Origin of the sequence: Enterococcus sp. DIV0213h (genome assembly GCF_051711285.1) — a bacterium.
Taxonomy (GTDB): Bacteria; Bacillota; Bacilli; order Lactobacillales; family Enterococcaceae; genus Enterococcus_D; species Enterococcus_D casseliflavus.
The window spans coordinates 1-15365 of sequence record NZ_JBIOMH010000001.1; the positions used below are offsets into that span (position 1 = coordinate 1).

General features: G+C 43.8%; 13 protein-coding genes. All 13 read left to right on the forward strand.

Annotated features, from left to right (window positions below):
* The 13 genes from dnaA (at position 1) to IGI77_RS00065 (ending at position 15259) form a co-directional block, all read left to right on the forward strand.
* Positions 1-1338 (forward strand): chromosomal replication initiator protein DnaA, encoded by a 1338-nt coding sequence (dnaA, locus tag IGI77_RS00005; RefSeq protein WP_015508676.1) that lies wholly within the window; start codon positions 1-3, stop codon positions 1336-1338.
* 159 nt (positions 1339-1497) lie between these two features.
* Positions 1498-2628: a DNA polymerase III subunit beta gene (dnaN, locus tag IGI77_RS00010; protein WP_438769179.1), complete on the forward strand. Its 1131-nt coding sequence runs from the start codon at positions 1498-1500 to the stop codon at positions 2626-2628.
* Positions 2629-2850: 222 nt separating this feature from the next.
* The gene (yaaA, locus tag IGI77_RS00015) at positions 2851-3090 is read left to right on the forward strand and encodes a S4 domain-containing protein YaaA (RefSeq protein ID WP_008376781.1); all 240 of its coding nucleotides are present in this window, start codon (positions 2851-2853) and stop codon (positions 3088-3090) included.
* Positions 3077-4189 carry a DNA replication/repair protein RecF gene (gene recF / locus IGI77_RS00020; protein WP_005226357.1) on the forward strand — a complete coding sequence of 371 codons (1113 nt, stop codon included), beginning with the start codon at positions 3077-3079 and terminating at the stop codon, positions 4187-4189. The genes yaaA and recF overlap by 14 nt, the downstream gene beginning before the upstream one ends.
* 5 nt (positions 4190-4194) lie before the next feature.
* A complete protein-coding gene (gyrB, locus tag IGI77_RS00025) occupies positions 4195-6144 on the forward strand; it encodes a DNA topoisomerase (ATP-hydrolyzing) subunit B (protein WP_005226359.1) in 1950 nt (649 codons plus the stop codon).
* A gap of 23 nt (positions 6145-6167) precedes the next feature.
* Positions 6168-8693 (forward strand): DNA gyrase subunit A, encoded by a 2526-nt coding sequence (gene gyrA, locus IGI77_RS00030; RefSeq protein WP_016608933.1) that lies wholly within the window; start codon positions 6168-6170, stop codon positions 8691-8693.
* A 262-nt stretch (positions 8694-8955) separates the two neighbouring features.
* The gene (gene rpsF / locus IGI77_RS00035) at positions 8956-9255 is read left to right on the forward strand and encodes a 30S ribosomal protein S6 (protein ID WP_005226363.1); all 300 of its coding nucleotides are present in this window, start codon (positions 8956-8958) and stop codon (positions 9253-9255) included.
* Positions 9256-9298: 43 nt separating this feature from the next.
* Entirely contained in the window at positions 9299-9823 is a 525-nt protein-coding gene (ssb, locus tag IGI77_RS00040) for a single-stranded DNA-binding protein (protein WP_005226365.1), read from the forward strand.
* Between the two features lie 23 nt (positions 9824-9846).
* Positions 9847-10083, forward strand: a complete 237-nt coding sequence (rpsR, locus tag IGI77_RS00045) for a 30S ribosomal protein S18 (protein ID WP_005226367.1) — start codon at positions 9847-9849, stop codon at positions 10081-10083.
* Between the two features lie 240 nt (positions 10084-10323).
* Positions 10324-11772: a DHH family phosphoesterase gene (locus IGI77_RS00050; RefSeq protein ID WP_438769180.1), complete on the forward strand. Its 1449-nt coding sequence runs from the start codon at positions 10324-10326 to the stop codon at positions 11770-11772.
* Between the two features lie 15 nt (positions 11773-11787).
* Entirely contained in the window at positions 11788-12240 is a 453-nt protein-coding gene (gene rplI, locus IGI77_RS00055; protein WP_005226371.1) for a 50S ribosomal protein L9, read from the forward strand.
* 108 nt (positions 12241-12348) lie between these two features.
* Positions 12349-13719: a replicative DNA helicase gene (gene dnaB / locus IGI77_RS00060; protein WP_005226374.1), complete on the forward strand. Its 1371-nt coding sequence runs from the start codon at positions 12349-12351 to the stop codon at positions 13717-13719.
* A 247-nt stretch (positions 13720-13966) separates the two neighbouring features.
* Positions 13967-15259 (forward strand): adenylosuccinate synthase, encoded by a 1293-nt coding sequence (locus IGI77_RS00065; protein WP_005232916.1) that lies wholly within the window; start codon positions 13967-13969, stop codon positions 15257-15259.
* Positions 15260-15365 lie beyond the last annotated feature (106 nt).

The window sequence follows — 15365 nt, forward strand, 5'->3', positions numbered from 1 at the left end:
ATGCCATCTGCTGATTCTATTTGGCAAGATCTTCAACGTTCCTTTAAAGAAGAGCTGAATCCGGCCAGTTATAGTGCTTGGATCGAGACTGCCAATGTCTTGTCGTTTGAAAAAAATCAGCTGCTGATCGAAGTACCCAGCGATCTTCATAAATCTTATTGGGAAAAAAATCTAGCTGCCAAAATTGTTGAAATGGGATTTATGAAAACTGGTGAAGAATTGATTCCTAGTTTTGTGACTGTCGAAGAAGCAGAAGCTTTAAAAACAGCCCCTTCTACTATTCAAACAGCTGCAGAAGAAAACGAGCGGCCGCCGAAATCGATCTTAAATGAAAAATACACATTTGATACCTTTGTCATCGGGAAAGGCAATCAGATGGCCCACGCTGCTGCTTTAGTTGTTGCAGAAGATCCTGGGTCTATTTATAATCCGCTGTTCTTCTATGGTGGCGTCGGTTTAGGGAAAACTCACTTGATGCACGCGATCGGTCATCAAATGTTGCTGAAACGTCCCAATGCCAAAATCAAGTACGTTAGTAGTGAAAATTTCACCAATGATTTCATTACTTCTATTCAAAAGAACAAAATGGAAGATTTTCGAAACGAATACCGCAATGTTGATCTTTTGCTGGTGGATGATATTCAATTCTTAGTCAATAAAGAAGGAACCCAAGAAGAATTCTTTAATACCTTCGAAGAACTGTATCGCAATAATAAACAGATCGTCCTGACAAGTGATCGTTTGCCAAATGAGATCCCGACTTTGCCGGAACGTTTGGTTTCCCGTTTTGCTTGGGGCTTATCCGTTGATATCACCCCGCCGGATCTAGAGACGCGGACTGCGATTTTGCGGAAAAAAGCCGAAGCCGAACGCTTGGAGATCCCCGACGATACCTTAAGTTATATCGCTGGGCAGATCGATTCGAATATCCGAGAACTTGAAGGAGCACTCGTGCGGGTGCAAGCTTTTGCTACGATGCAAAACTCAGACATTACAACGAGCTTGGCAGCTGAAGCCATCAAAGCCTTGAAATCAAGCCATGGCTCGACCCAAGTTTCGATTTTGCAAATCCAAGAAGAAGTCGCAAAATACTATCACATTCATGTCAATGATTTAAAAGGGAAAAAACGGGTCAAAGGCATCGTGGTCCCACGGCAGATCGCGATGTATCTCTCTCGAGAACTGACCGATAGTTCTTTACCAAAAATCGGCGGCGAATTTGGCGGCAAAGACCATACAACGGTCATTCATGCCCATGAAAAAATTCAGCATTTAGTCGAAACAGATCCCACGATCAAAAATGAGATCGCTGAAATCAAACAAATCCTCTTCAGCTGATCTGTGGATAAGAAAAGAAGAACCAAAAAAGTTGTCCACAAGTTATTCACAGGCATTTTCGTTAGTCTAATCACTCTTTTCTCGAGTTATCCACATTACTAACAAGCCTATTACTACTATTACTTTTATTTAATAACTATAAATTAAAGGAGTATCGCTATGAAGCTAACTTTAAACCGAACAGAGTTCATGCAAGAATTACAAACTGTCCAACGGGCGATTTCAACCAAAACCACCATCCCGATCTTAACTGGAGTAAAATTATCCCTTTCCGAAAAAGGATTGACCATGACTGGGAGCAACGCCGATATTTCCATTGAAACTTTTTTAAGTGTGGAAAACGAAAAAGCGCAAATGCAAATCGAAAAAACAGGAGAGATCGTTTTACAAGCACGTTTCTTCAGCGAAATTGTTCGTCGTTTGCCTGAAAGTACCTTAACGTTAGAAGTTTTAGACAATAATCAAGTAGCGATCACTTCTGGAAAAGCCAACTTTACCGTCAACGGCTTGGATGCCGATAGTTATCCACATTTACCAGTTGTCGAAAGTCAAGATTCGATCGAGATTCCGGCGCACGTATTGAATAAGGTCGTTAGTGAAACAGTCTTTGCGGTTTCGCAACACGAAAGCCGTCCGATCTTGACTGGGGTCCACTTTGTCTTAGAAAATCAAAAATTATTAGCTGTTGCGACGGACTCACACCGTCTAAGCCAACGGGTGATTCCATTGGAAAGCGGAGAAACAGCCTTCAACATCGTAATTCCTGGCAAAAGCTTAACGGAACTTTCTCGTTCCTTAACAGATGAAGAAGAAGCGATCCAAATCAGCATTATGGATAACCAAGTGTTGTTCCAAACGAAAACCATGAAATTCTATTCTCGTTTATTGGAAGGAACTTACCCAGATACCAACCGTCTGATTCCTTCAAGCTTCAATACTGAGATTGAATTTTCTGTGCCAGAATTGTTACAAGCTATCGAACGGGCGTCATTGCTTTCTCATGAAGGCCGTAACAACATCGTTCGTTTGGCGATCTCCGAAGAAGCCGTTGTCTTATATGGAAACTCACCAGAAATCGGAAAAGTGGAAGAAGATCTTTCTTTTGAAAAAGTGACCGGCGACCCATTAGAGATCTCTTTCAACCCTGACTATATGAAAGCAGCACTACGAGCATTTGGTGACACCAGCATCGTGATCCGCTTTATCTCAGCGATCCGTCCATTTACGTTGGAGCCGACAGAGAGCAAAGGCAGCTTTATCCAGCTGATCACACCGGTGCGAACCAACTAATTTTTCATGTCTTTTGAAAAAAGTTGAAACAATCATCTGAAAATGAATAAATGAGTTAAAAGGGCTTAAAATCGTTTTTAAGCCCTTTTTTCTATTTTGGCTTCTTTTTTGTCTAAAAGCAGTAAGTCTTCTGAGAATGAAAAATATGCCGATGAATTTGTTTTCTTAGCAAAAAAAGAGTATAATAGAGCTAAACGCTCTTTGATAGAATTGAGGGGAATTATGAAAATGCAAATACCGTTAGAAACGGAATATATGACACTTGGACAAATGCTCAAAGAAGTCAGTGTGATCAGCAGCGGCGGCCAAGCGAAATGGTACCTTGCAGAGCACACCGTTTTTGTCGACGGCGAGCCGGAAAATCGGCGAGGGCGCAAATTGTATGCGGGAATGCGTGTTGAGCTACCTGATGAAGGTACTTTTTTTATGGTGAAGAAGGAAGACGCCGATGCGGCTGAATGAGTTGCATTTAAGCAATTATCGGAACTATGATTCGCTGACACTGACTTTTGAGAAAGGTCTGGTCATTTTTTTAGGCGAAAACGCGCAAGGAAAAACCAATATTTTAGAAAGCATCTATGTATTGGCGATGACCAAAAGCCACCGCACCTCCAGCGAGCAAGAGCTTATCCGCTGGGACACAGAAGGGGCGCGGATCTCTGGCAGTGTCAGTCGGGGACGCTCAACGATCCCGTTAGAACTGTTTTTGTCAAAAAAAGGACGAAAAACGAAAGTAAACCACATTGAGCAAAAAAAGCTCAGTAGTTACATAGGGCAGTTGAATGTCATTTTATTTGCTCCAGAAGACCTCTCCCTTGTAAAAGGAAGTCCCCAAGTCCGCCGCAAATTTCTCGATATGGAAATTGGGCAGATCGATCCAATCTATCTCTATGATCTCGTTCAATACCAATCCGTTTTGAAACAGCGCAATCAATACTTAAAACAGCTGAATGAAAAAAAACAGACCGATGAGATCTATTTAGATGTTTTAACGGAACAGCTGGTGGCTTTCGGCAGTAAAATCATTTTAGCCAGACAACGATTTGTTCAGCGCTTGGCGTATTGGGCAAATCAGCTGCACCAAAAGATCAGCCAAGGAAAAGAAACCTTGCAGATCGACTACTTATCGAATGTGCCCGGTGAGGCGAGTACGCTGGAGGAGATCCAACAGCAATTTGTCAAAGCCTTGGCACAAGTCAAAGACCGTGAACGATTTCGGCAAGTCACGTTGGCAGGTCCCCATCGAGACGATCTGGATTTTTTGATCAATGAGAAAAATGTTCAGACCTTTGGTTCGCAAGGACAGCAGCGAACGACCGCCTTAAGTGTTAAATTGGCAGAAATCGATTTGATGAAAGAAGAAACGGGGGAATATCCCGTCCTTTTATTAGATGACGTCATGAGTGAGCTGGATGATTCCCGACAACTGCATTTATTGGAGACCATTGAAGGAAAAGTTCAGACCTTTCTGACAACGACGACATTAGAACATGTGAAAGACAAAATGTCTGTGGAAGCAGAGATTTTTTATGTAGAGCAAGGACATATTAAAGGAGAATAGACTGAATGACAGAAGAAGAAAAAAGCTTAGTTGAACGTGCAAAAGCCTATGATGCCAGTCAGATCCAAGTGTTGGAAGGACTAGAAGCCGTCCGCAAACGACCTGGGATGTACATTGGTTCTACCAGTTCAGAAGGTTTGCACCACTTAGTATGGGAAATCGTCGATAACTCGATCGATGAAGCACTAGCAGGCTTTGCCTCAAGTATTCAAGTGATCATTGAACCAGATAATAGTATTACGGTCGTCGATGACGGTCGGGGGATCCCCGTTGATATCCAAGCCAAGACAGGCCGTCCAGCGGTAGAAACCGTCTTTACGATCCTGCATGCCGGCGGGAAATTCGGCGGTGGCGGCTACAAAGTATCTGGTGGACTGCACGGGGTAGGTTCCTCCGTCGTTAATGCGTTATCCACGACTTTAGACGTAAAAGTCTATAAAGAAGGCAAAGTGTATTATCAAGAATACCATCGTGGGGCAGTCGTTGATGACTTGAAAGTGATCGATGAAACCGACCGCCACGGAACGACCGTCCACTTTGTTCCAGATCCAGAGATCTTTACGGAAACAACCGTATTCAATTTTGATAAATTAGCGACACGGGTTCGGGAATTAGCCTTCTTGAACCGTGGCTTAAAAATCTCGATCGAAGACAAACGGGAAGAAAAACCCGTCTTGAAAGAATATCATTACGACGGCGGGATCAAGAGCTATGTGGAGCATTTGAATGCAAGTAAGACAGTGATTTTCCCAGATCCGATCTACTTAGAAGGAGAACAACAAGGAATCACGGTTGAAGTTTCCATGCAATATACCGATAGCTACCACAGCAACCTGTTGAGTTTTGCCAACAACATCCATACCTATGAAGGCGGAACCCATGAATTTGGCTTTAAGACTGCCTTGACACGGGTGATCAATGATTACGCCCGCAAGTCAAAATTGATGAAAGAAAACGACGAAAACCTGACCGGAGAAGATGTTCGGGAAGGATTGACGGCAGTTATCTCTATCAAGCATCCAGATCCTCAGTTTGAGGGACAAACGAAAACCAAATTAGGAAATTCCGAAGTGCGGACAGTCACTGATCGTCTCTTTTCGGAACATTTCACGAAATTCTTGATGGAAAACCCGAATGTGGGTCGTCAAGTCGTGGAAAAAGGACTTTTGGCATCAAAAGCCCGTCAAGCAGCCAAACGTGCCCGAGAAATGACTCGCCGAAAAGGTGCGTTAGAAATCAGTAACTTACCTGGGAAATTAGCCGACTGTTCCAGTAATGATCCAGAAAAATGCGAATTGTTTATCGTCGAAGGAGATTCTGCCGGCGGTTCAGCAAAACAAGGCCGCAGTCGCGAATTCCAAGCGATCTTACCGATCCGTGGGAAAATTTTGAATGTCGAAAAAGCCAGCATGGACAAAATCTTAGCAAACGAAGAGATCCGTTCATTGTTTACGGCAATGGGAACTGGGTTTGGTGCTGATTTTGATGTAGCAAAAGCCCGTTACCACAAGCTAGTTATCATGACCGATGCCGATGTCGATGGTGCCCATATCCGGACCCTACTTTTGACGCTGTTCTATCGTTATATGCGTCCAATCGTTGAAGCTGGTTATGTCTATATCGCACAACCGCCATTGTACGGTGTCAAACAAGGGAAAAATATCCACTATATCCAACCCGGCAAGAATGCCGAACAAGATTTGAAAAATACGATTGAATCACTGCCTGCGACACCAAAACCAACGGTTCAACGCTACAAAGGTCTAGGGGAAATGGATGACCACCAGTTATGGGAAACCACGATGGACCCTGAAAACCGGATGATGCTGCGGGTCAGCGTAGATGATGCCATAGAAGCCGATCAAATTTTTGAAATGCTGATGGGGGATCGCGTCGAACCAAGACGGGCCTTTATCGAAGAAAACGCGCACTACGTGAAAAATCTTGACATCTAGCCAATCGTAGAGGAGGAAACAGCTTGAGTGAAGAAGCAAAACAAAATATTCATGACGTCAATCTGACCAGTGAAATGCGCGAGTCCTTTATCGATTATGCAATGAGTGTAATTGTTGCTAGGGCTTTACCAGATGTGCGGGATGGCTTAAAGCCGGTTCACCGCCGAATTTTATATGGAATGAATGAATTAGGGGTCACACCAGATAAGCCCCATAAAAAATCAGCCCGGATCGTCGGCGATGTCATGGGGAAATACCATCCCCATGGGGATAGTGCGATCTATGAATCAATGGTGCGGATGGCACAGCCCTTTAGCTATCGCTACATGCTAGTCGATGGCCATGGAAACTTTGGTTCAGTCGATGGTGACGGTGCCGCTGCGATGCGGTATACCGAAGCCCGCATGAGTAAACTGGCGATGGAGATGCTGCGGGACATCAACAAAGATACCGTTGATTTCCAAAGCAACTATGATGATACAGAACGAGAACCAGCGGTATTACCTGCCCGCTTCCCGAACCTTTTGGTCAACGGGACGACTGGGATCGCTGTTGGGATGGCGACCAATATCCCGCCTCATAACTTGAATGAAGTCATTGCCGCCATCGATCTATTGATGGAAAATCCAGAAGTCACAACGAGTGAATTGATGGAAGTCCTACCAGGACCAGACTTCCCAACTGGCGGGATCGTGATGGGAAAATCCGGTATTCGCCGTGCCTATGAAACAGGGAAAGGGTCGATCACTGTTCGCGGAAAAGTCGAAGTGACTGAAATGCCCAACGGCAAAGAACGGATCTTAGTGACTGAATTGCCATATATGGTCAATAAAGCGAAGTTGATCGAACGGATCTCTGAGCTGCACCGTGACAAGCGGATCGAAGGAATCACCGATCTGCGGGATGAATCATCTCGTGAAGGCATGCGGATCGTGATCGACGTTCGTCGCGACGTCAGTGCGTCGGTGATCTTAAACAATCTCTACAAAATGACTGCACTGCAATCTTCTTTTGGCTTTAATATGTTAGCCATTGAAAAAGGCGTGCCGAAGATTTTGAGCTTGAAACGAATTTTAGAAAACTACATCGAGCACCAACAAGAAGTGGTGACTCGTCGGACACAGTTTGATAAAAACAAAGCAGAAGCTCGTGCCCACATCTTGGAAGGATTACGGATCGCATTGGATCATATCGATGAGATCATTGCTTTGATCCGGGCATCAAATTCTGATGATGAAGCGAAAAATAGCATGATGGAGCGCTTCAAATTGTCCGATCGCCAAGCGCAAGCGATTTTAGATATGCGTTTGCGTCGCTTGACTGGTTTGGAACGTGACAAGATCGAAAACGAGTACCAAGGCTTGTTAGAATTTATCGCTGATTTGACAGACATTTTAGCAAATCCACAACGAGTCCTAGAGATCATCCAAACGGAGTTGCAAGAATTAGGCCAACGCTTTGGTGATGATCGCCGGACTGAATTATTGGTTGGGGAAGTCTTAAGTCTTGAAGATGAAGATTTGATCGAAGAAGAAGAAATCGTCATTACCTTGACGAACAATGGGTACATCAAACGAGTAGCTAAGTCTGAATTCCGTGCACAACGCCGCGGCGGACGTGGCGTTCAAGGAATGGGGATCCACGATGAAGACTTCGTGAAGACGTTGGTTTCTTGTTCGACTCATGACACATTATTGTTCTTCACCAATAAAGGGAAAGTTTACAAAGCCAAAGGCTATGAAATTCCTGAGTATGGTCGGGCAGCCAAAGGGATCCCTGTGATCAATCTCCTAGGGATCGATTCTAGCGAACGGATCGAAGCGATCATTTCGGCTTCTGGTGGGCCTCAAGAAGGACGCTACTTGTTCTTCACGACGCGTCTAGGTGTGGTCAAACGGACCTCAGTGACGGCCTTTTCAAATATCCGTGCCAATGGTCTGATTGCGATCGGTCTTCGGGAAAATGATGAGTTGGTCAACGTAATTGAAACCCACGGCGAAGATGTCGTGATCATCGGAACCCACGATGGCTACTCTGTGACCTTCAAAGAAGCGCTTGTGCGGGATATGGGCCGAACAGCTGCTGGTGTGCGAGGCATTCGTCTAAGAGACGGAGACTACGTGGTAGGCGCTGCAGTGATCACAGAAGACAGTGAAGTCTTGGTCATCACTGAGAACGGCTATGGCAAGCGTACCAAAGGCTCTGAATACCCAATCAAAGGTCGGGGCGGAAAAGGGATCAAAACAGCCAACATTACGGCGAAAAACGGTCCATTAGCCGGCTTGACGACGGTCAGCGGTGAGGAAGACATCATGGTGATCACCGATAAAGGCGTATTGATTCGTTTCAATGTAGCGACTGTTTCCCAAACTGGTCGGGCAACCTTAGGGGTTCGTTTGATGAAGATGGAAAACAATGCCAAAGTAGTGACGATGGCAACGGTTGAACCAGAAGTCGAAGAAGAACTAGCGACTGCTGAAGAAACAGCGGTACAAGACGTACCAGATGTGGAAGAAACAACGGAAGACACCACGGATACACAAGAATAAGCAATACGTTTTCTAGGAAGACAGCAAGCTGCGAACCTGCAGCTTGCTGTCTTCCTATTCTTTTTCAAAAAATCGGCAGCAGCTGACGTATTTATCAGTGTAAGCGATTGTTTGCGGTGATGGGTAGATGCAGGGACGCAAAAAACAGCTTGCAGTAAGGACGAAAAAAGTGTATAATAATTATTTGTGAGTAGTCTAATTAGACCACTCTCTCTGCTCCTAGAAAACTAGGGGCCAAAGTCCACAGGGAGGTGAAAAATCAATGGAAAACACGAAATATGAGATTTTATATATCATTCGTCCAAACATTGATGAAGAAGCAAAAGCCGCATTGATCGCTCGTTTTGACTCAATCTTAACTGATAACGGCGCTGAAGTTATCGAATCAAAAGATTGGCAAAAACGCCGTCTAGCGTATGAAATGGATGGATTCCGTGAGGGTATCTATCACATCGTTAAAGTTTCTTCTTCAACAACTGCAAGTGCAATCAACGAGTTTGACCGTCTTGCAAAAATCAATGATGACATTATCCGTCACATGATTGTCAAAGAAGAAGCATAATATTGTTTCACATGAAACAAAAGCGATGAGGAGATGATGAACTTTGATTAATAATGTTGTACTAGTAGGAAGACTAACCAAAGATCCTGATTTACGTTACACTTCTAATGGCACTGGTGTCGCAACCTTTACCTTGGCGGTAAACCGCAATTTTACCAACCAAAGTGGAGAGCGCGAAGCTGATTTCATCAACTGTGTTATTTGGAGAAAACCAGCGGAAACATTAGCAAACTATGCACGCAAAGGAACTTTATTAGGGGTTACTGGACGTATTCAAACCCGTTCATACGACAACCAACAAGGCCAACGTGTTTATGTAACAGAAGTCGTTGCTGACAACTTCCAATTATTAGAGTCGCGGAATGCTTCCGAGCAAAGACGCACAACTGATAGCGGATCTGGCAGTAACAATACGTATAACTCAAACAGTTCTTCTGGATTTGGTAACAATAACTCAAATCAAACTCAATCCTCTCAACCATCAGGAATGCCTAATTTTGATCGAGACAACTCCGATCCATTCGGAAACTCATCAATCGACATTTCAGACGATGATTTACCATTCTAAGAAATTGATAGGAGGGAAATAGGATGGCACAACAAAGAAGAGGCGGACGCAAACGTCGTAAAGTAGACTACATTGCTGCAAACCATATTGAACATATCGATTATAAAGATATTGAATTACTAAAACGTTTCATTTCAGAACGCGGTAAAATCTTACCACGTCGTGTAACTGGTACTGGTGCGAAAAACCAACGCAAACTTACCATTGCAATCAAACGTGCGCGTATCATGGGATTACTTCCATTCGTAGGCGAAGAATAAATCGAATGATTTTCATTGACAAGTTTCTTTTGAAGCTTGTCAATTTTTTTATCCATCGAAGAGTAACTTGTTATTTTATATATAGATAGAATAACGAATGATAGAAATTTTTTCCTGGTTGGTTCACCAAAAAAGTTTCACGTGGAACTTTTTTGCATCAATCGCCTATTTGATTGTTTTGTGGTAAAATAAGGAACAAAGCTTCAAAAAAATGGGATGATACATTGAGGGGTAAAAAAGATGGCAGCAATTGGGTTGATTTCAATTGATAATTACGATGATTTGATTGAGAAAAAAGACGACAAACAAGTTTCTTATTTGAACTCGCTGATCACGACATTGATTTCTGATTGGGCAAGTGAGAATCATGTTTTTTACAAGCGAATCAATTCCGAGCGGTTTCTTTTCGTCGCGAAGTATTCAGATATTGAGCGGATGAAGGAAGAAAAATTCCAATTTTTGACTAGAGTACGGCAAGTTGCGGAAAAAAATGATCTGCCATTAACGATCAGTATGGGGATCTCCTATGGGGTAGAGTCTTTTGAAGAGATCGGGGAAGTGGCACAAAACAATCTCGACATTGCGTTAGTTCGCGGCGGTGATCAAGTCGTTTTAAAAGAAGCCAAAGAAGAAGCAAAACCGCAATTCTTTGGTGGCAATACAGACGGCACACCCAAGAGAACGCGTGTTCGTTCTCGTGCCATGAGTACGGCGTTGAGAAAGATTTTTGCTGAAAACCAGCGGATCTTTATCATGGGTCATCGTTACCCAGACATGGATGCCTTAGGTTCGGCTTTTGGGGTGGCTTACATGGCGATGATGAGCGACAAAGAATGCTACATCATTTTAAATCCAAAAGAGATCACCGCAGACATTCAGCGGGCATTGGAAGAATTGAAAAAATACCCCGAGCTGGAACGATTTGTGATCACTGGGGAAGAAGCAGTTAATTTATCAAATGAAGAAAGTGTCTTAGTGATGGTAGATTACCATAAGCCGTCGATGTCGATCTCGCAAGCGGTCTATGATGAATTTGACAAAATCGCAGTGATCGATCACCATCGTCGCGGGGATGAGTTTCCCGATAAGCCACTCTTGACGTATATTGAATCTTCCGCATCTTCGGCATCGGAACTGGTAGCAGAATTGATCCAGTATCGCGCTTCTCGCAGATCGCAAGTCCCGAAATTTATTACGACTTCTTTATTAGCGGGCATCTACGTGGATACGAAGAACTTCACGGTGCGAACCACTGGTCGGACCTTTGATATTGCTGGTTATTTGAAAAACCAAGGCGCAGATACGTCATTGGTTCAATACATGTTGAGTACGGATCTCGATTCCTATTTGATGATCAGTGAACTGGTTTCTCGCAGCCAGCATTTCCGAGAAGATATCGTGATTGCTGCAGCGGATGAAGATCGGGTGTACGATAGTGTCACCGTTGCGAAAGCGGCCGATACTCTGCTATCGATCAACGGGATCCATGCCGCATTTGTCATTACGAAACAACCAGGAGATTTGATCGGTATCAGTGCTAGAAGCACTGGTAAAGTCAATGTACAAACCTTGATGGAGGCATTAGGCGGCGGCGGACATTTTACCAACGCAGCCACGCAAATAAAGAACAGCAGCATTGGTGATGTAGAAAACCAGCTGCGAGCGGAATTAACGAAAAATGAACAATAACAAGGAGTGACCAAGATGAAAGTTATTTTCTTACAAGATGTCAAAGGCAAAGGCAAAAAAGGCGATATCAAGGAAGTCCCTAATGGCTACGCACAAAACTTTCTGATCAAAAACAACTTAGCCAAACCTGCCAACAATGAAAGCATGGCAGAATTAAAAGGCAAACAAAAAGCCAAAGAAAAACAAGACGCAGAAGTCTTAGCAGAAGCGAAAGAGTTAAAAGCACTTCTTGAAAAAGAAGAAACCGTTGTGAAGATCAATGCCAAAGCAGGGGAAGATGGCCGCTTGTTCGGTTCGATCCCATCAAAACAAATCGCAGATGCCTTGAACAAGCAATACAAAATCAAGATCGACAAACGCAAAATCGAATTGGATCAGCCGATCCGTGCATTAGGCTTTACGCAAGTACCTGTAAAATTGCACCCACAAGTAACAGCAACGATCAATGTTCATACCATCCAAGAATAAGCATTACTCCCAACAGTCACATGTTGGGGTTTTTTTCGGCAAACGTCCAAGCAATCTTGTACTTTGGATGGGAATCTTGTAGAATGAATGGACGAAGGAGCGAATGGCATGAATGAAGTTTGGCAAAATCAAGTTCCCCCACAAGATATTGAAGCGGAACAAGCGGTCCTAGGGGCAGTCTTTTTAGATGCCGATGCGATCATCGATGCAATGGAAGTAATCGCCCCAGAAGATTTTTATCGCCGCAGCCATCAAATAATTTTTCAAGCAATGATCCAGTTGAACGACCGTAGTGAATCGATCGACTTGATTACGTTGAAAGCAGAAATTGAAAAAAGCAACAGTCTTGAAGATGTTGGCGGCCTGACGTATCTGACTGAATTGAGTCAAGCTTCACCATCAGCAGCAAGTATTGCTTATTATGCGAAGATCGTTGACGACAAAGCCACGTTACGCAATCTGATCCAAACAGCGAGCCGCATCGTAACCAAAGGCTTTGAACAAGATGAAGATGTGCAGTCGATCATTGATCAAGCAGAAAAAAGTATTTTAGAAGTATCCGAAAAGCGCAATAGCAATGGCTTCCAATCGATAGCGGAAGTCTTGAATCGGACGATCGAAACGATCGATCAGTTGGCGCAAAACAATGAAGAAATCACCGGATTACCTACGGGTTATGCGGCTTTAGACAAAATGACGGCGGGGCTGCAAAAAGAAGAGCTGATTATTCTCGCTGCCCGCCCCGCGGTAGGGAAAACCGCGTTTGCCTTGAATATCGCGCAAAATGTCGGAACGAAAACCGATCGTTCCGTAGCGATCTTTAGTCTGGAAATGGGGGCTGAATCATTGGTCAACCGGATGCTTTGTGCGGAAGGCTCGATTGAGGCCAGTCACTTGCGGACGGGGCAGCTCTCAGAAGAAGAGTGGCGCAATTTGATCGTTGCCATGGGCAGTCTTTCTAACGCCAATATCTATATCGATGATACCCCTGGGATCAAGATCTCTGAGATTCGGGCACGTTGTCGGAAACTGGCGCAAGAAAAAGGTAATCTCGGCTTGATTTTGATCGACTACTTGCAGCTGATTGAAGGAACGGGTCGCGAAAACCGCCAACAAGAAGTCTCTGAGATCTCTCGCCAATTAAAGAAACTGGCGAAGGAATTAAAAGTGCCAGTGATCGCACTGTCTCAGCTTTCTCGGGGTGTGGAACAACGACAAGACAAGCGTCCTGTTTTAAGTGATATTCGGGAATCAGGATCGATTGAGCAGGATGCCGATATCGTTGCTTTCTTGTACCGAGATGACTACTACCGCAGCGAAGGCGACGATGACGATGAACCAGAAGAACAACAAAACAACAATGTGATCGAAGTCATTATCGAGAAAAACCGGAGTGGTGCCCGAGGGACCGTCGAACTTCTATTTATCAAAGAATACAATAAGTTCTCCTCGGTCTCGCCGCGAGAAGAGTTCGGGTAAGACACCAACGATGTGAGAAACCAAGGCTCCTGCTGCCGCCTGCATTGCGCTGATGGCAGCAGGGCTTTTTTTATGTGCTGACTTTATTCGTTTTTACGTGTATAAATAATTATTGAGAAGAAAATAGTTCGTTTTTTACCCCTGAAAAATGAGAATTTAAAACGATTATTCGATTTTAGATTGAAAGAGCTTGCGAATCTTGTTACAATACTTAAGGAATGCACTAATTAAAGAAAGAGGTCATTATATGTCATCTGTAGTAGTAGTAGGTACACAATGGGGCGATGAAGGTAAAGGAAAGATTACGGACTTTTTGAGTGAAAACGCGGAAGTCATTGCACGTTATCAAGGTGGAGACAATGCCGGCCATACGATTAAATTTGACGGTGTGACCTATAAACTGCATTTGATTCCTTCTGGGATCTTTTATGCAGATAAAATCAGTGTCATTGGAAACGGGGTCGTTGTGAACCCGAAATCATTAGTTAAAGAATTAGCATACTTGAAAGAAAACAATATAATAACAGAAAACTTAAAGATCTCTGATCGTGCTCATGTTATTTTACCTTACCATATCCATTTGGATCAGCTGCAAGAAGATGCCAAAGGTGACAACAAGATCGGTACGACGATCAAAGGGATTGGACCAGCCTATATGGATAAAGCTGCCAGAGTCGGCATTCGGATCGCTGATCTTTTAGACAAAGAAATTTTTGAAGAACGTCTGCGTATCAACTTAGAAGAAAAAAATCGTCAATTCGTGAAAATGTTTGACGCAGAGCCAATCGCCTTTGAAGACATTTTTGAAGAGTATTACGAATATGGCCAACAAATCAAAAAATATGTGACGGATACTTCGGTGATCCTTAACGATGCCTTAGATGAAGGCAAACGGGTTTTATTTGAAGGGGCACAAGGCGTGATGCTGGATATCGACCAAGGAACCTATCCTTTCGTGACATCATCCAACCCCGTTGCTGGGGGAGTCACTATTGGTAGTGGTGTGGGTCCTTCAAAAATCAACAAAGTCGTTGGTGTCTGCAAAGCTTACACCTCTCGGGTAGGAGATGGTCCTTTCCCAACGGAACTGTTTGATGAAACAGGTGAACAAATTCGTAAGATCGGTCGTGAATACGGAACAACGACAGGACGTCCTCGCCGTGTGGGCTGGTTTGATACCGTCGTGATGCGCCATTCAAAACGTGTTTCAGGGATCACGAACCTATCCCTTAACTCGATCGATGTCTTGAGCGGCTTAGAAACCGTGAAGATCTGTACCGCTTATGAACTAGATGGTGAATTGATCTATCATTACCCAGCAAGCTTGAAAGAGTTGAACCGCTGCAAACCAGTCTACGAAGAACTTCCTGGCTGGTCTGAAGACATTACTGGCTGCAAAACATTAGCAGATCTGCCAGAAAATGCACGCAATTACGTTCACCGCATCTCTGAATTAGTTGGTGTCCGCATTTCGACCTTCTCGGTAGGACCAGACCGCAGCCAAACCAACATTTTAGAAAGTGTTTGGGCGCAAATCTAATCTGACGCAAAAGCTTCAGAACAAGACGAAGAACTCCTGTGTCAAAAGCAGTCAACGATAAGTTTGGCTGCTTTTGATGAGAATTTCTTCTGTCTTGTTCTTTTTT

Excerpts from the sequence above, each read along its gene's own strand:
- IGI77_RS00065 (WP_005232916.1), top strand. The coding sequence starts at position 13,967 with ATGTCATCTGTAGTAGTAGTAGGTACACAATGGGGCGATGAAGGTAAA.
- yaaA (WP_008376781.1), top strand. The coding sequence starts at position 2,851 with ATGAAAATGCAAATACCGTTAGAAACGGAATATATGACACTTGGACAA.
- dnaA (WP_015508676.1), top strand. The coding sequence starts at position 1 with ATGCCATCTGCTGATTCTATTTGGCAAGATCTTCAACGTTCCTTTAAA.
- dnaB (WP_005226374.1), top strand. The coding sequence starts at position 12,349 with ATGAATGAAGTTTGGCAAAATCAAGTTCCCCCACAAGATATTGAAGCG.
- rpsF (WP_005226363.1), top strand. The coding sequence starts at position 8,956 with ATGGAAAACACGAAATATGAGATTTTATATATCATTCGTCCAAACATT.
- IGI77_RS00050 (WP_438769180.1), top strand. The coding sequence starts at position 10,324 with ATGGCAGCAATTGGGTTGATTTCAATTGATAATTACGATGATTTGATT.
- rpsR (WP_005226367.1), top strand. The coding sequence starts at position 9,847 with ATGGCACAACAAAGAAGAGGCGGACGCAAACGTCGTAAAGTAGACTAC.
- recF (WP_005226357.1), top strand. The coding sequence starts at position 3,077 with ATGCGGCTGAATGAGTTGCATTTAAGCAATTATCGGAACTATGATTCG.
- gyrB (WP_005226359.1), top strand. The coding sequence starts at position 4,195 with ATGACAGAAGAAGAAAAAAGCTTAGTTGAACGTGCAAAAGCCTATGAT.
- dnaN (WP_438769179.1), top strand. The coding sequence starts at position 1,498 with ATGAAGCTAACTTTAAACCGAACAGAGTTCATGCAAGAATTACAAACT.
- rplI (WP_005226371.1), top strand. The coding sequence starts at position 11,788 with ATGAAAGTTATTTTCTTACAAGATGTCAAAGGCAAAGGCAAAAAAGGC.